Source organism: Malonomonas rubra (genome assembly GCF_003247215.1).
Classification (GTDB): domain Bacteria; phylum Desulfobacterota; class Desulfuromonadia; order Desulfuromonadales; family Geopsychrobacteraceae; genus Malonomonas; species Malonomonas rubra_A.
The window spans coordinates 26,129-49,952 of the sequence record NZ_QKAP01000063.1; the positions used below are offsets into that span (position 1 = coordinate 26,129).

Sequence of the window (23,824 nt, forward strand, 5' to 3'; positions counted from 1 at the left end):
GATCATCTGGGCAAGTTTTCAACCGGGATATGGGCCGGCTGCTTCAACTGAAAACGTTCGGGCGCAATCTCGATATTGGTCCGTAACTCAGAAAATTTCAACGTCGCACGGGTCTTTTCGGTAAAAAGGTTCAGGCGCACCGTGCGCGGAAAGTGTTCTTCTTGATCAAATTTCTGATAGAGAACCTCGAGCATCAATTCGTTACCGGAGAAATAACGGCAACCGACTAACTGCAACTGATTGTCAAACAACAGTTCTTGTTGCAACTGTCGATTTTCCAACCGCAGTAACAGCCCGTTTTCATCCGTACTCACTGTCGATTGCTGATAGTCGATCAACGGCGGATCGTAAAGCAACAGGTGAACCATACTCCTTGTCGCCAGCGGGATACGGGTAAAACGACTTATATTTTCCGCCGTCGCCGGGCCACGATAAAAATGACCAGGTACGGTAGTATTGGTGAACACCGAAAGCTCTTTGCCATTGCTGCTGAGCTGCAAAATCAACTGGCCGAAACCGGTCAGCACATCTGCCCGCAACCGATCCGGTTTTTGCACCAGCAGGAACTGCTGACTGGAAAAATGTTTGCCATTGACCGTCAACCCCACAGTGGCGGCGCCGTCCAAGGAGAAAGCCTGCCCGGTAGTCGAGGTAAGTCGTTGCACTAATTCTTCACTGCTCGGCAGTTCGGTCCAAACCGGTTTCGGTGGTTTCGCGCAGGCAGTGAGCAACAGCAAAAAAAACAGGGGGAAAAAAAGCTTCACTCTGTGTGCTCCAGCGGCAATTCATCCAGTTTTTGCTGCACGCCCACAGCCAACGAATCCAGTTCCAGCGCTTTACGGTAGGCCTCGGCCGCTCGTTCCCACAGGTTAAGTGCACGGTAAAGATCCCCCAGATGTTCCAAAATCACTGGATCCTCCGGCAACAAACTGGTCGCTTCTTCCAACTGCGAACGGCTCTCTGCATAACGGCCCATTTTAAAATAGATCCAACCAAGAGTATCGATAATATAGCCTGTCCGTTTTGTCGACAGAGCTTTTTGTACCTGATTCAAAGCGGAATCAAGCTCGGTTCCCTTCTCGGCATGATGGTAAGCGATAAAATTGAGGGCATCGGCATGCTCAGGATCAAGGCTTAAAATCTGCTCCATCAGCATGAGAGCTTCCTTGCGTCGGCCCTGCTGTTCTTCGAGAATCGCCGACTGGTAGAGAAGTTCGATATTCTCCGGGTAACGGGAAAGCCCTTCAGCAACCACCGCGGACGCTTGTTCAAGCTGCTTACCATCGCCATAAAATGAGGCCAGATAGTAATAAACCTCTGGCCGTTGAAAATTCAGCTCCCGCAGTTTTTCCAATGCGTCAATCGCCAGTTCCAATTGACCTGACTGACGGTAAATATAAGCCAATTGCAAGACCGCTTCTGCAAAGACCGGCGACGTTTTTTCGATCGGCGCCATGACCTTGATCGCATCTTGGTACTTCTGCTGTCCCAATAGAGCCAATCCGAGGTAATACCGATTGCGCCCATCATCTTCCCCAAATTGAAGTAATTGATGAAAATCGGCTTCCGCTTCCGCCCAGTCTTCCAAATCCAGATGCAACAGCCCTATCCGACTGAGCGCCTGCGTGTTTAACGGCGCAAGCTGCCTTACAGCCTGTAACTGCTCGAGCGCCTCCGCTTTGCGCCCCTGATGCAGATAAAGCAAGGCAAGCTGCTGGCGCACCGAAACTGTGCGGGGATTCTGCCGAATTCCTTCCCGGTAGAGAGCAAATGCCTCGGGAAAAAGCTCCTGCTCCTCAAGAAGGCGTCCATACTCCAGAATCGCCTGCTGTTGGTCGGGGTGACGATCAAGTAACCTTTGGTAGGTCTGTTTCGCTTTTTCCGGTTGCCTGTTTTCCAGATAAAAGCGCGCTAGCGACAGATGCGCCAGCTTCGCCTCCGGCTGTTTCGCGACCATCGCCTCTAGCAAACTGATCGCTTCGTCATTCTCTCCCATTCGGCCAAGCGCCATTGCCAGCCGCATCCGCACCATTTCGTTTTCGGGATCAAGTGTCAACGCCTGTCGAAAATGCTCGACCGCTTCCTCATTTTGTCCCTGATAACCGAGCAGGTCACCCAACAGTTCGTGTGCCTCAAAATTATCCGGAGCCTGCTGTAATATCTCGCGCAAAATCTCGCTCGACTCCTCGGGCAGATCCTTGTGCAACAGAGCCTTTGCCAAACTCATGTGTAAGTAAGTGCTGGCAGGATCGAAGGCTACTGCTCGGCGCAAGGCGTTGATTGCCTCATCCCAACGGTTATCGACCGCCAATAAACGGTATTGCGTATAAGCGTAAAGAGCTTTAGCTTCAGGATCGGCCAGTTCGGAGCGGTATGCTGGAGCAGATTCGACAGAAGCTTCCGGCAATTGTTTTACGGCACAACCGATCGGCAGTAGAAGAAAGACCGCGACAGGGATTAAACGAGTAAAAAACGGAGAAATTTTCTTGATCATTTGGTGCGAGAGTCCAATCTTTCATGACAGCCCGCAAGCTGGGCTAAATGGCTGGGTGGATTTTCCACCGCCTCTTCTGATAATTAACATACACGAACAAAATGCGTCAAACCCTTTCCCGCGCCCCCTTTCTGACTTTACAGGCGTGAAATCTCTGATAAATTTCAAAATAAGGCAATTATAAAATCCCTGTCTTTCCGATCGGTTCTGTTAGCATTGCAAACATGTTGACAGAACGCAACAGACACGGGATAACGGTGCAGATTTTACCTGAACCACCTGCTGAGGTTTACGATGAAAGATCACCAAGGTGACTCGACCAAGGAAGCTTGGATCCTCTGCCTGATTCTCGGCGTCATATTTATCAACTTTCCATTTGTCCATATTTTCGACAATGATCGATTGATTTTTGGTATTCCGCCGCTGGTCCTGTATTTCTTTATCGGCTGGCCAGCGTCGATCGGCGTAACCTGGCTGTTCGTCAAACAGATAAACAAAGAAAGCGCTGCCAATGATGAAGAAAGGATGGAATAACTCCTGATATGATTCCCGGTCACATTGTCCTGATCATATCCCTGCTATATTTTGCCCTGCTCTTTATAGTCGCCTTCTACGCTGACCGGCGCCGACGACAGGGCAGAAGCCTGCTGACCAATTCTTATATCTACTCTCTGGCGATTGCCATTTACTGTACCAGCTGGACTTTTTACGGTAGCGTCGGCCGGGCAGCAACCAGCGGCCTGGAATTCTTGCCTATCTATATCGGTCCGACGTTAATGGCTTTTACTTGGTGGTTCATCCTGCGCAAGATGGTCCGCGTCAGCAAAGAACAAAACATTGTAAGTATCGCGGACTTCATTTCCAGCCGCTATGATCGATCCGCCCTGCTTGGTGCTATCGTCACCCTTTTTGCAGTGTTCGGCATCACACCCTACATCGCCCTGCAACTGAAAGCGGTCGCCAACACCATCGACATCCTCTCCAACCCCATGGCTTTAGCGCCTGACCAGCTAGGGGGACTGGCCGCAAAAATACCATCTTACATCGATACTGCCTTCCTTGTTGCTCTAGTGCTTGGCCTGTTCGGAATCCTGTTCGGAGCCCGTCACCTCGATTCATCCGAGCGACACGAAGGTTTGGTCGTAGCCGTTGCCTTAGAATCTCTGATCAAGGTGATCTCCTTTATTGCGGTCGGTATTTTTGTCACCTACGGATTGTTCGACGGTTTCCAAGACATCTTCCAAAGATTCTTCGAACAGTTTCCGGAACGTCAAAACATGTTCCGACTGGGAACGGAGCAAACGCCTTACACGAAATGGTTTTCGCTGATTTTCCTGTCAATGATGGCGATCATGTTCCTGCCTCGCCAGTTTCATATCATGGTCACGGAAAACGCGGATGAGCTACAGATAAAAAAAGCAATGTGGCGTTTCCCAGCCTACACCTTCCTGATCAACCTGTTCGTCATCCCGATCGCCCTCGGTGGATTAATCTTCACGGCCGGCGACATTTCCCAAGCAGACTTCTTTGTTTTGACCCTACCCCTTTCCGCCGGACACAAATGGCTGGCGCTACTGGTATTCCTAGGTGGGTTATCCGCTTCAGCAGGAATGGTGATGGTATCTTCGGTCACAATTTCGACAATGATCCATAATCACCTGGTGATGCCGATCCTCCTGCGGATAAAACTCAAGGGACAGGATTTTTCCGGCCTGCTAATCAACCTGAAACGACTCGGCATCCTCGGTGTAGTTTTTCTCGGTTACTTCTACTTCAAAATCATTGGTGATTCCTATGCGCTGGTGAATATGGGCCTGATCTCCTTTATGGCCGCAACTCAGTTCGCCCCGGCGGTTATCGGAGGCCTCTATTGGAAAAGAGCAAACCGAAAAGCGGCAACAGTCGGACTCTGCCTCGGCTTCGCTTTATGGTTTTATACCCTCCTAATCCCATCTTTCGTTCTCTCCGGTTGGTTGGACAAGGGCATTCTGGAACACGGCCCGTCCGGTATCGAACTCCTCAAGCCGCTAGAACTGTTCGGCCTGCACGGCTTCGACATGTACACCCACTGCCTGTTCTGGAGCCTGCTGTTTAATATCGCCGCCTACTTGACCTTCTCCTTTTTTGCCAAACAAAGCGCAACAGAAGAAATTCAGGCCGATAAGTTTGTCAATGCGCTACGTAGCGACAGACCCTCTCCGACGAAATTGAAACGACTCAGCAAAGCCCCAACGATTATGGAATTTGTTGAGCTGATGTCGAAATTTATCGGTGAAAAACCGGCCAACGCTGCAATTTCAGAGTTTCTGGAAAACAGGGAGATCAGTTCCCGCGGCACCCTCTCCGATCATGAGATTCCAAAGTTGAAGACCTTTACTGAACGAACGTTGGCTGGTTATGTCGGTGCGGCACCGGCTCGTATTATCCTGGAAAACTACCTGTCGACCCGCGGCAGCAAAATGGAGGATGTCTTCGACATTTTCGGTTCTATCACAATCAGCCATGCATCCAGCCGGGAACAGCTCAGCGTACTCTACGATACCTCGCAGTTGGTTGCCAGCGGAAATGAACTTAAGGACATCCTCGATAACATCCTGCAACTGCTTTCCGCGCAGTTCAAATTCGATCTCTGTGTTATCCGTTTTCTGGAAAAAGAAACCATGACACTGACAGTTAAAAGTCAGCAGGGGATGTCTTCAGTTCACTTCGGACAATCTGAGCGCAACTTGAACATGGAGACATATATCGGCCAAGCGTTTCTATCCAATGTAACCGCCGTGGTCAACGATACTGAGTTTCTCGACAAACCAACCTCAGCAGAAATCATTTACCGCGAAGGAATCACCTGCTTTGCGCACACCCCAATTACGATGGAAGGGGAGCCGGTTGGAGTACTCTCGGCATTTTCGCGTACCGTCAAAGGAATTTTCACCAAAGAATTTATTGCCCTGTTCGAAAATATCGCCGGTCAGATAGCCATCGCTTGGCGCAACGACAAACAGCTGCATAGCCTGCTTGAAGTACATGAGCAAGAACGGGAGATGCAAATCGCCAGAAATATTCAAATCAGCCTATTGCCAACCAACATACCGGCCATGGAGAAGGTATCGGTTTCCGGGCTCTGTGTTCCAGCACACCAGATCGGCGGGGATTATTTCGATTTCATTCCACGGGAAGAGTCCTGTTTCGACCTGATCGTCGCCGATGTTTCCGGGCACAATATCGGTTCGGCGTTAATCATGGCGGAAACCCGCACTTTTATTCATGCTCGTGCTGACAACATAAAACAACCGGCGAAAATGATGCACTCCCTGAACAGATTCTTTTTCGACAATATGGATTGCTCAGATCTGTTCGTGACTATGTTCTACCTGCAATATTGCCCGAATGTACATTGTCTCACCTACAGTAGCGCTGGCCACAACACCCCGATCCTCTGGCGCAAGCATAAAAAAAGAATCGAACTGCTCGATGCCGATGGTTTGATTTTCGGCATCCGCCCAGAAGTTGATTTTGAGCAAAAGGCCGAAACCCTTGAAGAGGGCGACACTCTACTCCTTTATACCGACGGCATCATAGAGGCTGAAGACACCCAAGGTGAATTTTTCGGCATCGATCGCCTTGGCAAGTTACTCCAAGAATGCGACGCGCTTTCACCGCAGGAAACAATCGACCGAATAATGAATCAGGTGCGGATTTTTACCGGCCTGCGACATTTTAATGATGATATCACTCTAGTCGTGATGAAGGCCCTAAAATGAGGTATAATGTTTATTAATCTTGGCCACACCAGAAATGGTCTAAATATAAGGAGGATTCCATGCAACTAAACATAACCGAACAGGGTGAAATCGTAAAAATAGAAGTTCAGGAAGAACGAATGGACGCCCATAACAGTGGTGATCTCAAAGAGCAAATGCTGCAACTGTTTGATGATGGAAAATGTAACCTGATCATCGACCTGTCTGAGGTCAGATTTGTCGATTCTTCCGGCCTTGGTGCCCTGGTCTCCGGTTTCAAAAATGCCAGTGCGCGCAAGGGCAGCTTGAAACTCTGCTGCCTACAGCCACAGGTTCGTTCCATGTTCGAACTAACCAGGCTGCATAGGGTTTTCGAAATTTTCGCTTCGATTGAAGAGGCTTTGGAGAGTTACTGACCCCTAGGCTTTGCTGCTCGCAAAGGGACAATAAATGTCGCAACAGGTTGACATAGACATCAGGGTACCCAACCAAACCAAGTACCTTGGGATGATCGGCAAAATTGGGGAGAGCCTTGCCCACACGCTAGCGAATTATGAAGGGGATCGTGAGGAGCTAGCCTATCATCTCAACTTGGTACTGACTGAAGCTCTTGCAAATGCCATCTGTCACGCAAATGCCTGCGACCCGTGTAAAGAGGTGAAAGTATCAATCAGTGCCAGCAATAAAGAATTAACTATACGGGTTTTCGACCATGGACAGGGGTTCGACATCCAAAAGCTGGCACAAGCAAAAGTTCGAGCTACTGACGAAGGGGGCCGGGGTGTGCAGATCATCTTTAAACTGATGGATCAGGTCAAGTATCTGAAAAGTGGCGCCGGACACGTCTTGGAGATGACCAAACATCTTCATTGACCGTCAGATCAGATCAACCGACGGCAGGAGGCTTATACTTCCTGCCTTTTTTGTATCTGCATAATCGGTAGATACTCAAGCAGTTGCAGGTGACTCTGTAGCGAAATTTCTCCGGAACCTATCCCGCCATAACCAACAAAACGCACTTTAGCCTCCTGTGCGGCTCGTTGATCAAGCTCCGAGTCCCCCACGAACAAACAATTTTCCGGAAGTAAACCGAGACGCTCGGAAGCCAACAATAGCATATCGGGAGCAGGTTTCGGTCGAGCGACATCTTTACTCGTAACAACCGTATGGAAATAACCGCAAAAACCGAAATGCTCTAAAATCGGTTCGACGCTGGTCCCGCGATTGGTCGCCACCGCCAGCGGATATTTACAGGAAAGCTGCTGCAACACATCAGCCAGATGCGGTTCCGGTTCCATATACGGAATAAACTCACGATAATCGAGAGTAGCCGCATATTCGAGTGCTTGTTGCAGATCGGTCGATTTTACTAAAGCGGATAGCACATCCGGGGAACTGGCCGTGTGACAGAGGTGGGCAAGATCTTTATGCTCTGCGGTGACCAGCGGGTAGGAAAATTTTTCCATGATCCTATTATAATAGGCCAAATTTGCATTCTTACTCTCAAACAGCACCCCGTCACAATCGAAGATAATTCCTTCAATCCGATTCATCCTGCGACCTTTTCCAAAGATAAAAAACCCCTCCACAACCAAGCAAAATCATCGGCAGAGATAACAGCTGCCCCATGGTTGCCCCTCCCCAAAGAAAACCTAGATGCGCATCCGGTTGACGAACAAATTCGACCATAAATCGGAACAAGCCATAGAAAAACAGAAAACTGAAACAGGCAATACCGGAACGAACTTTCAATCGATGCAGGCTATAGATGATAACGAACAGTAGCACTCCTTCCAACCCAGCCTCATATAGCTGGCTCGGATGCCGCGGCTCGGAGCCGGCACCGGGAAAAACCATCCCCCACGGCAAATCGGTCGAGCGACCCCAGAGTTCTCCATTTATAAAATTGCCGAGCCGTCCGAAACAAAGGCCGATCGGTGCGGCAGCGACCACCAAATCTCCCATCATTAATAAAGAGAATTTATACTTTCTGCAAAAATACAATAAAACTGCAAAAACCCCTAGCAATCCGCCATGGAAACTCATCCCACCTTCCCAAACGTAGAAAATCTCCCACGGCCGGGAAATATAGTATTCGGGATTATAAAATAGGGTGTAGCCAATCCGGCCACCTGCAACCACACCGATAACGCCATAAAACAACAAGTCCGAGATCTGTTCTTTCGTTATCGGGAACTTCCGCATGCGAGCAATATGGCTCATAACAAAATATCCGCCGATAAAACCGAGGAGATACATCATGCCGTACCAACGAATAGCCAGGGGTCCAATCCTGAAAATAACTGGGTCGATCTGAGGATATGTCATTGTTATTTCTTCAATCTATTAAGCAACAGATTCATGTCTTCCGGCAACGGCGCTGTAAAATCGAGGGGTTCACCGGTCACCGGATGGTTAAAGGCAAGCCTTGCAGCATGTAGCATCGGTCTGTTGACAGCAACTCCAGTGATCTCCAAGGGCCCACCGTAACGTTCATCTCCAAGCAACGGGTATCCGTGCTCGGAAAGATGGGCACGGATTTGATGCGAGCGACCAGTCAACAGCTCAATATCAAGCAATGCAGCCCCCTGCAGCGATTCGTACAGCTGATACCTGGTGACTGCTTCCTTACCCCCTTTAGTTACTGACATTACTTTGTTGGCTTTACGTGTCCGCGCCAAAAATGAACGTATTTCAGTTTCAGATTTTGTGGGAATGCCCGCAACCAAGGCAAGATAACGTTTCTCCGCCTGGTGTCCCACAATAATCTCTGTCATTCGCTTGTGAGCACGAGGGTGAATCGAAAAAGCGATTAGGCCACTAGTACCACGATCCAAACGCTGTATCATACCGAGATCCGGTTTACGTTGTGGCCGAAAAGGATCTTTCAGATACCAGAGCAAAGCCTCATAAAGTGTTCCCTTATACCGTGCATGGGTTGGCTGAGTATCAATAAAGGGAGGCTTATTCAGCACGATCAGATACTGATCATGAAAAACTATATCGTCCTTGGTGATCCGGTATGGGTCGGTGGGCAAATGGTCGATATATATTTCCAATTGATCGTTATTTTTAACCTGCAGAGAACAACTACGAACCCGCCGCCCATTTACATGAACCCCACCGAGATCGATGATTTTTTTTGCCAATGTGCGCGACATCTCCGCACAATTTTCAGCCAGAAAAATATCTAGCCTCTGCTGGCTATTCTCCACACTAACGTTAGGGCGATAAATTGTCCATTTCATTACTGATAAGCCACTCTAAGGGTTTGTTTTTTAAGATATATTACTTATAGCATCTAATATTTTTTCTTGACAAGAAAAACAAAATTGCTATGCTCAAAGTAACTTAAAAAGATCTTTGATTTCTGGGATGCACGGGTCGGTTGCGGTACCTTGACCAACGTTCAGTTTGACCTGTCAAATCGTGGAATGACGGTGAGCAAGCCAGCCCTTGAGCAGGAAGCCTGAAGTCATTTCCGAAGACAAGAGTAGTTTTCAGGTCATTTGTCCCGCACCATACCGGCATCCCGGATCGTCTTTGACAATTGGCATCGGCCTTGTTCGGCACAGTAGAGCGAGTCGGCTACCGAAACATTGATCGCGCAACAGCCAGCACTGGCTGTTCCGGATCTTCTGAGTAGGACGTCGGCAAGGACAAGAGTCGAAGCCAATTGTCGAAACCATAAAAAAAGCCCTGGAGAACTCCAGGGCTTTTCTGGTTTGCATCGAACCTCATTCGTCAACCCGCTCCCGCAGTTCTTTTCCCGTTTTGAAAAACGGTGTCTTACGTGATGGGATCTTTACCAGTTCGCCACTCTTTGGATTCCGAGCCTCACGTGCTTCCCTCTCTCGAACAGAAAAAGAACCAAAACCACGGATTTCAACCCGATCACCATCAGCAAGGGCATTGCCGATACCGCCAAAGATCAGATTGATAATTGCCTCTGCGTCCTTTTTATTGAGCATTTCATGCTCATCGGAAAGCCGTTCAATCAATTCACTTTTGGTCATCTTCACCTTCCACATATCGAAAATCGGCTAATCATCTCAATAGCCTTGCCACAAATATTGCGGGCCAATCATTGGTTTTCGACTAACATCCACACCCAAATAGCGATTAGCCGCCCCCTGAATCAATTTTTCAATAAAATTTTCTCGCCCCGGATCCGGATAAACCAAATCAGGCTTCTCTCCCACTCCGGACACCTTAGCTGCATAATCTATCGCATCGTTAAATGTGCCAAGTTCGTCAACTAGGCCGATTTCCAAAGCTTGCCGACCGGTAAATATCCGACCATCAACAAAAGGCCGCAAGCGATCAACCGGCAGGTTACGTCCTTCGCTGATCGCCTGAACAAACTGCGCATGCACATCGTCAATCATGCCTTGCAATAGTTCCCGATCCAAGTCGGTAAATTCACGCGATGGTGACCCAATATCTTTAAACTGCCCACTTTTCACGACCTCGGTCTTCACCCCGATCTTACCCATCAACTCCCGAAAATCAGGAAACGACATGATGACACCGATGCTCCCGGTAATACTTCCAGGGTTAGCAAACAGCCTCTCACCAGCAACAGCCAGATAGTAACCACCGGAAGCTGCAATCGCTCCCATCGAAACGACCAGCGGCTTTTCCTTGGCAAGTTTTAGCAACTCCGCATGAATTTCCTGCGAAGGAGCAACGCCCCCACCAGGCGAATCAATTCGCAACACAACTGCCTTGATTACAGCACTATCGCGAAACTCACCAATCTGCTCAATCAACTTTTGAGCATCAATGATGGTTCCGTAAACTTCCAATATCCCGATTTTTTTTCCTACCGGCACAACTACAGTACGGCCACTGAAAATGCCTGCAGTAAATACCACAAGAAGAAAGAACAGGAAGATGGCTCCAATGGTCATTGAAGCCATCAAAAAAGGGCGTTTTTTCATCGAACTTCACGCAAAAAAAAGGACTCCGACATACGCCGGAGTCCCTTGATATAAGTGTACGGATTAGTCTTCAGACTTACGGTCCAGGGCGCCTTGGAGAAGGGCCCCGAGATTCGAGGTCGCACTCTTCTGTGCCCCCATGAATTCGTTGACTTCAGCCTTCTCCTTCTGCTCGTCGATGTTCTTGATCGACAGTGCAATCTTGCGATCAACAGTATCAACCTGCAGCACCGCAGCTTCCAGAGTATCACCGACAGTTGCAAATTCCTTCGGAGCGTCGATCTTTTCTTTGCTCAACTCGGAAACATGCACCAGACCTTCGATCCCTTCTTCCAATTCAAGGAAAATACCAAAGTCGGTCACCGAAGTGACAATCCCTTTGACGATGGTCCCCGGAGCATAACGGGTCGGGACGGTCTCCCAAGGATCGGAAGCAAGTTGTTTCAGGCCGAGAGAGAAACGCTCATTCTCGCGATCGATGTTCAGCACAACCGCTTTGACCAGATCACCTTTCTTGTAAGCTTCTGAAGGATGCTTGATTCGCTTGGTCCAAGACAGGTCGGAAATGTGCACCAGACCGTCGATTCCTTCATCGACACCGACAAAAATACCGAAATCGGTAATATTTTTGACCTGACCTTCAATGATGGTACCGATCGGGAACTTCTCGCCTATAATATCCCAAGGATTCGGCTCAACCTGCTTGAGGCCGAGGGAGATGCGCCGGTTCTCGGTATCGAGTGCCAGAACTACAGATTCAACCTCGTCACCGATGTTCAAGACCTTGTTCGGATGCTTAACCCGCTTGGTCCAACTCATTTCCGAAACGTGGATCAGGCCCTCAACACCCTCTTCCAGCTCGATGAATGCACCGTAATCGGTCAGACTGACAACCTTGCCAGTGACCTTGGCTTCAACCGGGTACTTCTCCTCAACATTGAGCCACGGATCGGGAGCGATCTGCTTGAGTCCCAGAGAAACGCGCTCCTTGTCCTTGTCGAACTTAAGGACCTTGACGTTGATCTTGTCGCCGACAGCCAGGATATCGGAAGGATGCTTGACCCGGCCCCAGGACATATCGGTTATATGCAGCAGACCGTCGATACCGCCAAGGTCGATAAACGCACCATAATCGGTGAGATTCTTGACCACACCCTCGACAATCTGATTTTCTTCCAGAGTTTTGAGGGTTTCACCACGCTGCGATTCACGCTCTGTTTCGAGCAGAACTCGGCGGGAGAGAACAATATTTCCACGACGCTTGTTCAGCTTGATGATCTTGAACTCGAAGGACTCACCGATCACCTTGTCCAGGTTACGAACCGGACGCAGGTCAACCTGAGAGCCTGGCAAGAAGGCATTAACGCCGATATCGACAGACAGACCGCCCTTGATACGGCTAACGATCTTACCTTCGACAACAGCACCTTCTTCCAGCGAATTCCAGATCTTCTGCCGGTCGGCTTTCTCTTTCGAGAGAACGATCAGACCACTGTCGCTCTCCCCGCCACCGAACAGGACATCGTAAACGTCACCAACTTTGACATTGATTTCGCCTTTTTCGTCAGCAAACTCGCGGATCGGGATAACCCCTTCCGATTTATAGCCGACATCGACAACCACTGAGTCAGGATTGACCTGAACAATAGTCCCCTCGACAACATCATTGCGCTTGAGTTCAAAACCGCCCTGCTCATAATCCTTGAGCAGCTCCTCGAAGCTTTCCTCTTCGCCTTCAAACTCGTTCATTTCATCATCTTGCAGTTCTTTTTCTTCTACCATTGGGTTGAAACCCCCTTGCGTATTTCCCGACACCTTGCGGCGGCGGACTCTCTCGAGACTGCGGACGATAACACAGCCTCAGACAAAAAACAAACCAATATTTTTCAGGCAGTTATTCTTTTTAATCCCTATTAAAAGGCTAACCTTTTAGAAATTTTCTTAAGTCGCTGCAAAACTTCATCGATAATCCAGGCAGGCGTGGAAGCACCAGCAGTAATCCCAACCCGCTCCTTGCTGACAAACCACTCCTCCTGAAGCTGCGCTGCGGTTTCAATATGGTGGGTACAAGGTTGTTGTTCCTCACAAAGCCGAGCCAAACGCGAGGTATTAGCACTGTTGAAACCACCGATTACCAGCATCAGATCGACCTTAGCAGCAATCTGCCGAGCCTCCCGCTGACGCAAGGTCGTGGCGTCACAAATCGTGTTGTAGACCCGTAGTTCCTTCGCCTTGGACAGGCAGGCCGAAACAATCACCTGTAGATTCTCCAGCGGCTGGGTCGTCTGGGCAACGATGCCTATCTTGCTATAGTTCGGCAAAGCCTGCACCTCTTCGGCCCTAGTCACCACCACCGCCTCCCCTTTTGCATAAGAAAAAATTCCCTGCACCTCAGGGTGATCCGCCTCGCCAACCAGCACAACCAGATAACCATCCTCGCTCAACTTGGCGGCAAAATCCTGGGCTTTTTTCACAAACGGACAGGTCGCATCGATAACATCCAGATGCTGGGCTTCAATTTCGTGCATCTCTTCCGCTGTGATGCCATGTGAGCGCACGACAACGGCACCGCCTGGGATCTCCGAGACCTGTTTGCAGACCCGCACCCCCTGCCTTTCAAGCTGCTCGACTACCTGCGGCGAATGAATCAGCGGCCCTAACGAATGAATCTTCTCATGTTTTGACGACGCGTCAAAAGCCATCTGCGTTGCCCGCTTGACTCCGAAACAGAAACCGGCACTTTTCGCCAGAAAAATTTCCATGAGCCGCCCTCTAATCCTGTCTTTTGGTAATAACCTGCAGCATGAAATCAAGGACTTCTTCGATCGACATGCTGGTCGAATCGATATCGATCGCATCCGCGGCCCGTTTCAGCGGAGCGTGCTCCCGGGCACAGTCTGCAGCGTCTCGCTCCTCAACTTCGGAGATAGTCTGCAGAAGGTCAACCTCGCCCCCTTTAGCGCGCAATTCCTCGTAACGGCGACGTCCCCTCTCCTCGGCGGTCGCGGACAGGAAAAATTTCACTTGCGCGTTCGGGAAGACTACCGTCCCGATATCCCTACCCTCAAGGACAACACCACCTGCCTCTCCCATCTGTCTCTGCATACGCACCATCGCCTCGCGGACAACCGGTTGCGCAGCGATCTTGGCGGTCAACAAGCTCACCTCAGGGGTACGAATCTGTCGAGAGACATCCTCACCATTGACCAACACCTTTTCCACTTCCCCATCACGAACAAATTCGATCTGAAGTTCGGCACACAGTGCCGACAAAGCTTTCCCATCTTCGATATCTATCTTCTGCCTCTTGGCCAGCAGCGCGACAGAACGATACATGGCCCCGGTGTCGATATTGGTATAGCCGGTTTGCTTGGCCAAAGCTTTGCTGAGGGTACTCTTACCGGCCCCAGACGGCCCATCAATGGCAACGATCAATTGGTTACTCAATTATTTCTTCCTTCAGGCAAGTGAAAACCGGCAAAAGCTGTAAAGCTGATGCCGGTTGAAATTATCTGAAAGCCACTATAGCAGAGGACGGGGTTGAAAAATCAACCCCGAATCGCATTCAGCAGTTCCCAAAAGTTCGGAAACGAAGTCGCGGTGCAGCCGGTATCTTCGATCAGCACCTCTCCGCTCGCACACAAAGCGGCAACCGCGATACTCATGGCAATACGGTGATCACCAAACGAATTGACAATGCCACCAGTTAGCGGTTTGCCGCCAATGACGCGCATGCCATCCTCCAGCGGTTCGATTTGCGCCCCAAGTTTACCGAGCGTGTCGCACATCGCCGCAATCCGGTCGGTTTCTTTAACCCGCAACTCTTTCGCATCCCGGATGATAGTCTCCCCTTCGGCAAAGGCGGCAGCTACACTGACAACCGGGAACTCGTCGATCGCCCGCGGCACCAACTCACCACTGATCTCGATCCCTTTAAGTGGACTAGATTTGACCAGCAAGTCTGCAACCGGCTCTCCCGAAACCTCCCGCTGATTGAGCGGCTTAATGGAACCGCCCATTTGCTGAAGAATATCGATGATACCACTGCGAGTTGGATTGATACCGACATTCTTCAATAGCAGCTCGGAGCCGGGGACGATTAAGCCGGCAACCAGAAAGAAAGCCGCCGAAGAGATATCGCCTGGCACAATCACCTCACGCCCGTGCAGCGCAACCGGACCGGTCACCCGTGCGCCACCATCGAATGATTTAACCTTTGCGCCAAAGTAACGTAGCATCCGTTCACTGTGATCACGCGACAGATGTGGTTCATAAACAGTTGTGGTGCCCTCAACCTGCATTCCGGCAAGCAAAATTGCCGATTTCACCTGGGCACTAGCAACAGGCGACCTGTACTCTATCGGCTGCAAACCACCGCCTTCGATGGTTAAGGGTGCCTTTTTATTACCGTCGCGCCCGAGGATTTTCGCTCCCATTTCCGTCAATGGACCAATAACCCTTCCCATCGGGCGCTTGCGCAAGTACTGATCTCCGGTCAGCACCGAGTAAAATGGCTGAGCGGCAAGAATCCCGCTCATCAGACGCATGGTGGTTCCGGAGTTGCCGCAATCAAGCACGTCTTCCGGCTCCAGCAAGCCACCGATACCGCGCCCCTGGATGATCAGTTCGTCATCCCCTTTCTCCTCGACCGCAACGCCCATCGCTTGAAATGCCTTGAGTGTCGATAAACAATCTTCGCCCCGTAGCAGCCCACGGACACGGCTTTCACCTTCGGCTAGCGAAGCAAACATGATCGCCCGGTGGGAGATCGATTTATCGCCAGGAACAACTATTTCGCCACGCAGCGAGTTCGTCTGAATGATTGTTCTGGTTTCGTATTTGTGCATTTTCAACCTTTTTTCTGCTAGCAGGCAACTCTTCGAATCGGCCGCTGAATTATAAAATCGCGTCGCGCAGCTGTTTGGAACGATTAAAAAACTCAAACAGTTTCTCGCTGTTGCCTTCGGCGATATCCGCCTTCAGTTCGGCAAAATAGGTCTCGAACTGCTCCATCATTTCCAGCAACCCATCCCGGTTGGTCTCAGCGATATCCCGCCACATAGTCGGATCAGAGGATGCGATACGGGTAAAATCTCTGAAACCGCCAGCCGAATATTCGAGAATATTCTCTTCGTAGTGATCGTAAGAACCGACGGCATTGACCAGTGAATATGCAACCATATGCGGCAGGTGGCTGATCGACGCCAGCACTCGGTCATGCTTTTCCAGCGACATCTTTACCACTTCGCTGCCAGCCAGCTCCCACATTTTTTCCACCAGCGCCAGCGCCTCCGGGTCTGTATTTTCCGTCGGCGTCAAGATGCAGCGTTTCCCCCGATACAAAGTGGGAAAGGCCGCTTCAGCACCACTCTTTTCAGTCCCGGCAATCGGGTGACCGGGAACAAAATGGATCCCTTCCGGTATCAGCGGTTCAATCATCTCGGCAACAGCCCCCTTGACACTACCACCATCTGTGATGATAGCCCCTGACTTGCAGCCGGGCAGCAGCTCTTTGGTGACAGTCGCGAGCGTTTTCACCGGCGTCGCCAGAAAAACAACATCTGCATCCCTGACCGCGTTGAGCGGATCGCGCGAATACCAATCGATCACGCCCAGTTCGAGCGCTTTTTCCAGGTTCGGCTTACCACGACCGCAGCCGACTACTTCGCCAACAGCGCCAGCTTCTTTCAGTGCCAGCGACAAAGAGCCACCGATCAGACCGACGCCGATGATTGCCAACCGCGGAATCAGAACATCAGCCATCTTACCCTTCCCCTTTCGCACCATTTAGCTTTTCCTGACGGGCGATCGGGTAGGAACCGAGCACTTTTAAAAAATGGCAGTGGACTCGTAACTCTTCGATTGCATCTGAAATCGGCTGGTCGTCAATGTGCCCGATCAGATCAAGGAAAAAGATATATTCCCAGGCCTTCTGCTTCATCGGCCGGCTTTCGATCTTCGACAGGTTGATCTGCCGTTTGCTGAACGGTTCGAGCATCCGGTAGAGAATTCCCGGTTGATCTTTGACGCTGAACATGATCGAGGTCTTGTCCTGACCACTCTTTTCCGGCGTTTTCTTGCCGATCACCAAAAAACGGGTGAAATTATTCGGATTGTCCTCAATCTTCGCCTTGACAATCTTCAGACCGTACTGAATCACGGCCGCCTCGCTGGCGATCGCCGCAGCGGTTTCATCCTCTGCGGCCAACTGTGCCGCAGCAGCAGTGCTGCCGACATCGACCAGCGGCACATCCGGCAGGTTTGCTTCAAACCAATGCCGACACTGGGCCAACGCCTGAGGATGGGAAACAATTTTACTGATCTGATCGATATTGCCGGTTTTCGACAACAGGTTATGTGAAATTTCCAGCATAACCTCGGCAATCACCTGCAGATCGGAACCGATGAACATATCGAGAGTGTGGTTGACCACGCCTTCTGTGGAGTTTTCCACCGGAACCACCCCGTAATGGGCACGGCCACGCTCGACTTCTTCAAACACCGACGGAATGCTTTTGAGCGGCACCAGCAGTGCTGAAAGTCCAAACTGTTGCATCGCCGCCATGTGGGTAAAGGTCGATTGCGGCCCGAGAAAGGCAACCTGCATCGGCAGTTCCATGTTCAGTGAAGCAGAGATGATCTCGCGGAACACCTTGACTACCGCCTCGTTCGAGAAGGGTCCCTGATTCTGCCCGGTCAGACGTTCGTAAATCGCTTTTTCCCGACTCGGCACATAAAAGGTTCCGTCGCCGACCTCTTTCGCCTTGCCGACCCCGATAACCACTTCGGCGCGCTGATTGAGTAGCTCAAGAATCTGATCGTCAATCGCATCGATCTGCTCGCGCAATTTTTTCAAATTGTCATTTGCCATAATTTTCTGCTCTGTCTAAAAGGAATGATGGAATGCAGGAATTTAGCCTAAATAGCATTGAAAATCAACGAATCCAGTAGTTTTCACAACAATAAACCTTTGGTTCAGCACGCTGAAAATTCCGCCAGTCTTTCAGCGACTTCGATCAACTCGTCACGCCCGGCCGTTCCGTTCTCCAGTTGCTCGTACCACCGCGTCGGGAACCACTGGTCGCCATGCAGGGCTCCAACCAGAGCACCGGTCATCGCCCCAATTGTATCAGTGTCTCCACCTAGGTTAACAGCCTGAACGATCGCTTCCTCCGGATCATCGATAAACCGTAGCGCGGCCCAAAGTGCCGGCGGCCAGGAATCGGCGCTACGCACTCCACAACCAAACTCGGCAACCACTTCATCCGCCGTAGCGAACCGGTTCAGCAGCAGGGCCAAACCCTGTAACTTCACATTCAGAGTCGATTCAGGCACAAAACAAAACAATTTTTCGAGGAAACCCTGCGCGTCGGGCAATTCATCAGCCGCCAGCATCAGGCCGATCGCTCTAGCCTGCAGTAAAGCAGCATCAATTGCTTCAGGATGGGTATGGGTCATCCAGACGGCTAGCTTCACCTTTTGGTAAAGCTGCTGGTGGTCAAGCAGACCATACAGCAAACCGATCGGCGCGATCCTCATTACTGCGCCGTTACCGAAAGAGCCATCGGCAAATAACATGTTCCCACTGCTCAACCAGTCTGCACCTTGCTGCAACGCAGTCAGTACCTGCACCGCGCTGCGCCCATATCCCCGTTCCGGGGTAAACGTCTCGGCGTAGGCAGCTGCACAATCAGCCCCGTCAACTTCCTTTTTGCGCAAAATCGAACGTGCCAGCGCCAGGGTCATCTCAGTATCATCAGTATAGCAGCCGAACCCGAGGCCCTGCTGCGAGGGAAGAAAATCACGAACAAGTTGCGGGTGCTGCAGCAGGATTTCCTGCCGTGACTGCATCTCAACCGCAGCACCAAGCACATCACCGAAAGCGCACCCCAGAATTGCACCAACGAATCTTTCTTTTCGCTGAACCAGCATCAATGAAATGAACCTCCTTGACCCACTGTAAACACGCAGTTAAACTGCTGCAGATTCAACATCGGGGTATCCCCGGCAGGACATCTGAAAGGACAGAATTAATGGCCATCTCGACAAAAGTCAATGAATGTGTCAAAGGCGCATCCTGGATTCGCAAAATGTTCGAGGAAGGGGCTGCTCTGCGCGAGCAGTACGGGGCCGACCAGGTCTTCGACTTCACCCTCGGCAACCCGACCATTGAACCACCCGCGGAACTCCACGAAGAGCTGAAACAAATCGCCAACAACCCAGTTCCGGGCATGCATCGTTACATGAACAACGCCGGTTTCGACGAGACCCGCGCCGCAGTCGCCGAGGTAATCGCCGAGAACTGCACGCAGCCGGTAACCGGCAACCATGTGGTCATGACCTGCGGTGCCGGCGCGGCACTGAACGTGGTTTTGAAAACCCTGCTCAATCCGGGTGACGAGGTCATCATCCTGACTCCCTTCTTTGTCGAGTACAAGTTCTACATCGACAACCACCAGGGGATTCCTGTCACCGTTGCCACTGATGACAACTTTCAGCCCGACCTGAAGGCAATCGGTTGCGCCATCAGCGAACGGACCAAGGCGATCATCATCAACTCGCCGAACAACCCGACTGGGGTGATCTATCCGGAGGAAACCCTCAAAGCCCTCGGGGTGCTGTTAAAAGAAAAAGAACAGCACTTCGGCACTAGCATCACAGCGATTTCCGATGAACCGTACGCTAAGATCAGTTACGGCGAAGAGGTTCCCTGTATCTTCAACTGTGTTGAAAACGCCGTGATCGTCACCTCGCACTCCAAAGACCTAGCTCTACCGGGCGAGAGGATTGGTTATCTGGCCGCCAACCCGGCGATGACCGATGTCGCTCTGTTCATGCAAGGCGCCATCTTCTGTAACCGGGTGCTCGGCTTCGTCAACGCTCCAGCACTGATGCAACGCCTGGTCACCAAGCTGCAGCACAGCAGCGTTGACAGCGAAATTTACCGCCGAAAACGCGACCTACTCTACGATAAGTTGACCGCCCTTGGTTTTGAGATGATCAAGCCGGGTGGCGGCTTCTACCTGTTTCCGAAATCACCGCTGACTGACGAAATGGAGTTTATAAGACTTGCTCAGAAGTACTGTATCCTGCTGGTTCCTGGCTCCGGTTTCGGCGTCCCAGGCTACTTCCGCATCGCTTACTGTGTTGATGATGAGATGATTGAGCGCAGTCTGCCCCGCTGGGAAGAGTTGGCAAAAGAGGTCGGGCTCTAAGCACCTGCTATTGCGCCCGGGGCAGAAAATGCCCTGCTCTGGGCGTCCCGTGACGACTGGTCAAGTAACTGTCGTATATTGCGTGCCATGTCCTCAAAGCTCACCGGCTTTAACAGAAATCCCCCGATCCCAAGCTGACGGGATCTGCGTTCGTCTATCGAATCACTAAAACCAGTAAACATCAAAATCGGCAGATCCGGCCGAATCTCCAATAGCTTGACCGCTAATTCAGCTCCCGTCATTCGCGGCATGGTCATATCGGTTAACACCAGATCGAATTGGTCAGGCTGTACTTCAAAGCAGGTCAAAGCCTCAAGACCGTTAACGGCAACCGAGACGCGATAGCCGATCTCACAGAGCATTTGCCGATGCGCTTCAATCACTTCGACCTCGTCATCAACCAGCAAAATGTGCTCATGCCCTCCGATAGGCTCTTCTTCTCGGTAGGTGCCTTTTATTATTTGATCAGCACAGACCAGCGGTAACAACACCTCAAAACTGGTTCCTACCCCAAGGGTGCTCTGACAATTGATCCGGCCGTTATGAGCTTGGACAATGCCATGTACCATCGCCAGCCCCATGCCGGTTCCCTCACCGCGCACTTTGGTCGTGAAATAAGGCTCGAAAATCCTTTCCACCAGATGTGTATCGATCCCTTCCCCGGTATCCTTGACCAGAATCCTGCAGTAACTTCCCACAGGCAAACTGTCCCCTTCCGAAACCACGCATGAGCTGGTGATATCCACTTTTTTCAAGTCAACATCAAGCCGCCCACCGCATTGCCGCATGGCATGAAAGGCGTTGGTACAGAGGTTCATGACAATCTGATGGATCTGAGTCTGATCGGCCAGCACAACTAGCCCATCCGCCGACTCATCAAGGGTCAGCTTAAGTTCGATAGTCGTTGGCAGGGTCGAACGCAGCAGCATAACCGCTTCGGAAATCACCGGCCCCAATGATACAGGCGAAAAGTTCTGCTCACTGCGCCGGCTAAAAGCCAGGATCTGCCCGATCAGATTCTTGGCGCGGATACTGGCTTTCTTGATTTCGGCAAGTGCCGCGCCGTTGTCCCGCCCTTGACCGGCGCGCATAATCGCCAGCTCTGTATAGCCAAGAACGGCAGCCAGGATATTGTTAAAATCATGGGCGACACCGCCAGCCAGTGTGCCAATGGCTTCCATCTTGTGAGAATGTCGAAGCTGCGCCTCCAATTCTTTGCGGGACTCTTCATCGCGTTCCCGAGCGGCCATCTCCTGCAGTAGCGCCTGGTTTTTCTCCTGCAACTCTTGCTTGAGGTCAATCGCAGCGTGCATCGATCGCTCCATCCGCCTACTAACGCGCCTCATCACCAGCCAGGCCAGCATGAAGATGCTCAAAACAACCGCGCTGACGCCATAAGAAACCAACAGCGCCCGCCGGGAAAACGACTCGGTCGCCGTGGGGAAATGATCCATATTCTTCAGCATTTTGTCACGTGACTGCTGCAGAACGGCTATCAATTCTGCCCGCGAAGAATTCAGTTTGCTGCGCAGACTCCGTTGCTGTACAAGAGCACTTTGCAACTGCGCCACATCAGTTGCGTAGGCTGGAATACGCGCCAACAGTACATCTGCATGTCTAGAGATTTCGTCAAATCCATCGGTCAAGGTATCGAGTGCCTGCCTCAGTATCTCCAAGGCTCCAGCCGACAACGTCTCTTCTGCAGACGCGTTTTCCGGTTCATTCATGCCACCCCGGCCAGAGATTTCGACTTCGATCAGATAGCGGGCTTTGAGCACATGTTCCCGACAAAGCGGAATGATGGCGAACATCTGCCGCAACACCAACGGATCTTTACCGGACAATGTATACTCGATCATCTTCTGCCCAGTTTTCTCTTCCATCGCATCAAGGTGGTCTAAAAAAAACTGATGCGTTTCGTGCAAGCGAGAGAACAGCTGGCTGATGCCGATATTGTTCATGGCGTAGCGCGTGAAATCATCTCCGTAATCGCTGAGTAATTCAAGTCTCAGTTGCCGTTGCTCAGTTGATTCAATCAGATCAAAATCCCCTCTGAGATCGGCAATTTCCTGCAGGAAATGTTGACTGGAACGCTCTGAGGCGGAGAGATCTTCGTTACTATGCACAGCAACGTTCTGCACATCCTGTTCAAGATCGAAGATGACTTTTTCCAGAGGTGAATTCAGTGCCATGATCTGGTACTGATTTCCCATCTCACGGACAATGAGCTGTTGAATACTGTCGATATTGTAGACGAGATAGGCCAAGGAAAGGCCGACTGCGGTCAGCGAAGCAATTCCGACCAGCAAAAAGATGATCGCAGGTTTCGTTTTAAAAAATGGCGCGTTTGCCATTCGGCGCTTCCTCGCTCGTCATCAACGTCGATTGCCCGCAGCTCAAGATGTTTATTTCACCAGTTCGGCACCGATTAATGCGATCGGTTTCAGCTTGAGTCCAAGCTGCTCGGCAATTCCAACATTGATCACGCGATGACCATTGCGATTTTGGGTGATGGGCAACAACTCTATATCGGTCCCGGACATTAGCTCGACAGCCATTCTTGCTGCAACAGCCCCCTGCTCTTGCCCCAGCTTTGCCACAGCGCAGAGAAGCCCGGCTTCCACCTCCCAGGCGGAAACCCCGAGCGTCGGTTTTCCCCAGTACCGATTCACCAGGTTGATCACCTCTTCCGAAGACAAAGGGCTACCACTTTTTGCCGGTGTTCCGGAGAGATTCAGAACCAGCAAGGCGTCTGCACGGAGTTGAAGATCAGCCAGTGCTGTCACCAGCTGGTGCTCGTTTTCAATCCTCACAAATTCTGAGATTTCCGCTTTATACAGTTTTGCTTCTTTTTCAAGTTGAGCGATGTTGGTCCTGTTTGAAGGTGTTTCACGATAAAGTACCGCGATTTTTTTGACCATGGGTGAAATCAACTGCAGAAGACTGATACTTTCGCGATAATGCTTTTTTTCCAAGATGCCGGTTACATTTTTAGCAGGATACCCATATTTTGTTGCATCATCGTTGACCCCGCAAAAAATCACGGGTGTTTTAACCTTGTTCATCAGATAAGGAACAACGAACATTGACTGGACGTTATCTTCCGCAGCGATTACCGCATCAGGTTTCAGGGCCTGATAAAGCTCAAAGGCCTCCTTGGCCTTGGCTTCCCCATCCGCCAGATTTCTTTTCGTATCCATGTAAAAATAATTGAGCTGCGCTGTGCTGAGTACCGACTCGATCCCGACTCTGGTTTCCTCATGCCAAGGATAATCCTCATGATACCCCATGACGACCAGAATCTTTTTGTTCTTCAGATCAATCTCGTCACAGCATGCAGAAGAGACCAGTATCGACAGGACGCAAAATACCAGCAAAGCGTTCAGTGGATAGCGGAAGCGAGGAAACGGCATCATCTGCTCCTTTTCCGTA

Annotated in this window: 21 protein-coding genes; 5 read left to right on the forward strand and 16 right to left on the reverse strand. The window is 50.8% G+C overall.

Annotation, left to right across the window (positions count from 1 at the left end):
* Positions 1-2: 2 nt before the first annotated feature.
* Positions 3-764: a DUF4292 domain-containing protein gene (locus tag Q7J88_RS06005; protein ID WP_303721250.1), complete on the reverse strand. Its 762-nt coding sequence runs from the start codon at positions 762-764 to the stop codon at positions 3-5.
* The gene (locus Q7J88_RS06010; RefSeq protein WP_303721251.1) at positions 761-2,494 is read right to left on the reverse strand and encodes a tetratricopeptide repeat protein; all 1,734 of its coding nucleotides are present in this window, start codon (positions 2,492-2,494) and stop codon (positions 761-763) included. Before Q7J88_RS06010 ends, Q7J88_RS06005 begins: the two co-directional genes overlap by 4 nt.
* Before the next feature lie 294 nt (positions 2,495-2,788).
* Here Q7J88_RS06010 and Q7J88_RS06015 point away from each other — a divergent pair, with 294 nt between their 5' ends.
* Genes Q7J88_RS06015 through Q7J88_RS06030 form a run of 4 tightly spaced genes read left to right on the forward strand, consistent with a single transcriptional unit; the run spans position 2,789 to position 7,107 of the window.
* Positions 2,789-3,028: a hypothetical protein gene (locus tag Q7J88_RS06015; protein ID WP_303721252.1), complete on the forward strand. Its 240-nt coding sequence runs from the start codon at positions 2,789-2,791 to the stop codon at positions 3,026-3,028.
* 8 nt (positions 3,029-3,036) lie between these two features.
* The gene (locus Q7J88_RS06020; protein WP_303721253.1) at positions 3,037-6,255 is read left to right on the forward strand and encodes a SpoIIE family protein phosphatase; all 3,219 of its coding nucleotides are present in this window, start codon (positions 3,037-3,039) and stop codon (positions 6,253-6,255) included.
* A gap of 59 nt (positions 6,256-6,314) precedes the next feature.
* Entirely contained in the window at positions 6,315-6,650 is a 336-nt protein-coding gene (locus Q7J88_RS06025; protein ID WP_303721254.1) for an STAS domain-containing protein, read from the forward strand.
* A 34-nt stretch (positions 6,651-6,684) separates the two neighbouring features.
* Positions 6,685-7,107, forward strand: a complete 423-nt coding sequence (locus Q7J88_RS06030; protein WP_303721255.1) for an ATP-binding protein — start codon at positions 6,685-6,687, stop codon at positions 7,105-7,107.
* A 32-nt stretch (positions 7,108-7,139) separates the two neighbouring features.
* Here the strand turns inward: Q7J88_RS06030 and Q7J88_RS06035 are convergent, their stop codons facing one another.
* From Q7J88_RS06035 to Q7J88_RS06090, 12 genes are all read right to left on the reverse strand, one after another.
* On the reverse strand, positions 7,140-7,787 hold the full coding sequence (locus Q7J88_RS06035) for an HAD family hydrolase (protein WP_303721256.1): 648 nt from the start codon (positions 7,785-7,787) through the stop codon (positions 7,140-7,142).
* Positions 7,774-8,562, reverse strand: coding sequence for a prolipoprotein diacylglyceryl transferase (gene lgt, locus Q7J88_RS06040; protein WP_303721257.1), 789 nt, complete (start codon positions 8,560-8,562; stop codon positions 7,774-7,776). The genes Q7J88_RS06035 and lgt overlap by 14 nt, the downstream gene beginning before the upstream one ends.
* A gap of 2 nt (positions 8,563-8,564) precedes the next feature.
* Entirely contained in the window at positions 8,565-9,482 is a 918-nt protein-coding gene (locus Q7J88_RS06045; RefSeq protein ID WP_303721258.1) for an RluA family pseudouridine synthase, read from the reverse strand.
* Positions 9,483-9,971: 489 nt separating this feature from the next.
* Complete coding sequence (locus Q7J88_RS06050) at positions 9,972-10,250, reverse strand: integration host factor subunit beta (protein WP_303721259.1); 279 nt, start codon at positions 10,248-10,250, stop codon at positions 9,972-9,974.
* A 36-nt stretch (positions 10,251-10,286) separates the two neighbouring features.
* Complete coding sequence (sppA, locus tag Q7J88_RS06055) at positions 10,287-11,177, reverse strand: signal peptide peptidase SppA (protein WP_303721260.1); 891 nt, start codon at positions 11,175-11,177, stop codon at positions 10,287-10,289.
* Between the two features lie 63 nt (positions 11,178-11,240).
* Positions 11,241-12,959 carry a 30S ribosomal protein S1 gene (locus tag Q7J88_RS06060; protein WP_303721261.1) on the reverse strand — a complete coding sequence of 573 codons (1,719 nt, stop codon included), beginning with the start codon at positions 12,957-12,959 and terminating at the stop codon, positions 11,241-11,243.
* A 131-nt stretch (positions 12,960-13,090) separates the two neighbouring features.
* Complete coding sequence (gene ispH / locus Q7J88_RS06065; protein WP_303721262.1) at positions 13,091-13,939, reverse strand: 4-hydroxy-3-methylbut-2-enyl diphosphate reductase; 849 nt, start codon at positions 13,937-13,939, stop codon at positions 13,091-13,093.
* Between the two features lie 10 nt (positions 13,940-13,949).
* On the reverse strand, positions 13,950-14,624 hold the full coding sequence (cmk, locus tag Q7J88_RS06070; protein ID WP_303721263.1) for a (d)CMP kinase: 675 nt from the start codon (positions 14,622-14,624) through the stop codon (positions 13,950-13,952).
* A 101-nt stretch (positions 14,625-14,725) separates the two neighbouring features.
* Positions 14,726-16,024, reverse strand: a complete 1,299-nt coding sequence (gene aroA, locus Q7J88_RS06075) for a 3-phosphoshikimate 1-carboxyvinyltransferase (protein ID WP_303721264.1) — start codon at positions 16,022-16,024, stop codon at positions 14,726-14,728.
* 49 nt (positions 16,025-16,073) lie between these two features.
* Positions 16,074-16,940: a prephenate dehydrogenase/arogenate dehydrogenase family protein gene (locus Q7J88_RS06080; RefSeq protein ID WP_303721265.1), complete on the reverse strand. Its 867-nt coding sequence runs from the start codon at positions 16,938-16,940 to the stop codon at positions 16,074-16,076.
* A 1-nt stretch (position 16,941) separates the two neighbouring features.
* Entirely contained in the window at positions 16,942-18,048 is a 1,107-nt protein-coding gene (gene pheA / locus Q7J88_RS06085) for a prephenate dehydratase (RefSeq protein ID WP_303721266.1), read from the reverse strand.
* Between the two features lie 104 nt (positions 18,049-18,152).
* Positions 18,153-19,109 carry an ADP-ribosylglycohydrolase family protein gene (locus tag Q7J88_RS06090; RefSeq protein WP_303721267.1) on the reverse strand — a complete coding sequence of 319 codons (957 nt, stop codon included), beginning with the start codon at positions 19,107-19,109 and terminating at the stop codon, positions 18,153-18,155.
* A 101-nt stretch (positions 19,110-19,210) separates the two neighbouring features.
* On the opposite strand from Q7J88_RS06090, the gene Q7J88_RS06095 reads away from it, so the two are divergent.
* Positions 19,211-20,392, forward strand: a complete 1,182-nt coding sequence (locus Q7J88_RS06095) for a pyridoxal phosphate-dependent aminotransferase (RefSeq protein WP_303721268.1) — start codon at positions 19,211-19,213, stop codon at positions 20,390-20,392.
* Here the strand turns inward: Q7J88_RS06095 and Q7J88_RS06100 are convergent.
* Together Q7J88_RS06100 and Q7J88_RS06105 are read right to left on the reverse strand one after the other, a co-directional pair.
* Positions 20,389-22,746, reverse strand: a complete 2,358-nt coding sequence (locus Q7J88_RS06100; RefSeq protein ID WP_303721269.1) for an ATP-binding protein — start codon at positions 22,744-22,746, stop codon at positions 20,389-20,391. The two genes, Q7J88_RS06095 and Q7J88_RS06100, sit on opposite strands and share 4 nt — an antisense overlap.
* Positions 22,747-22,797: 51 nt before the next feature.
* Positions 22,798-23,808 carry an ABC transporter substrate-binding protein gene (locus Q7J88_RS06105; protein WP_303721270.1) on the reverse strand — a complete coding sequence of 337 codons (1,011 nt, stop codon included), beginning with the start codon at positions 23,806-23,808 and terminating at the stop codon, positions 22,798-22,800.
* Positions 23,809-23,824 lie beyond the last annotated feature (16 nt).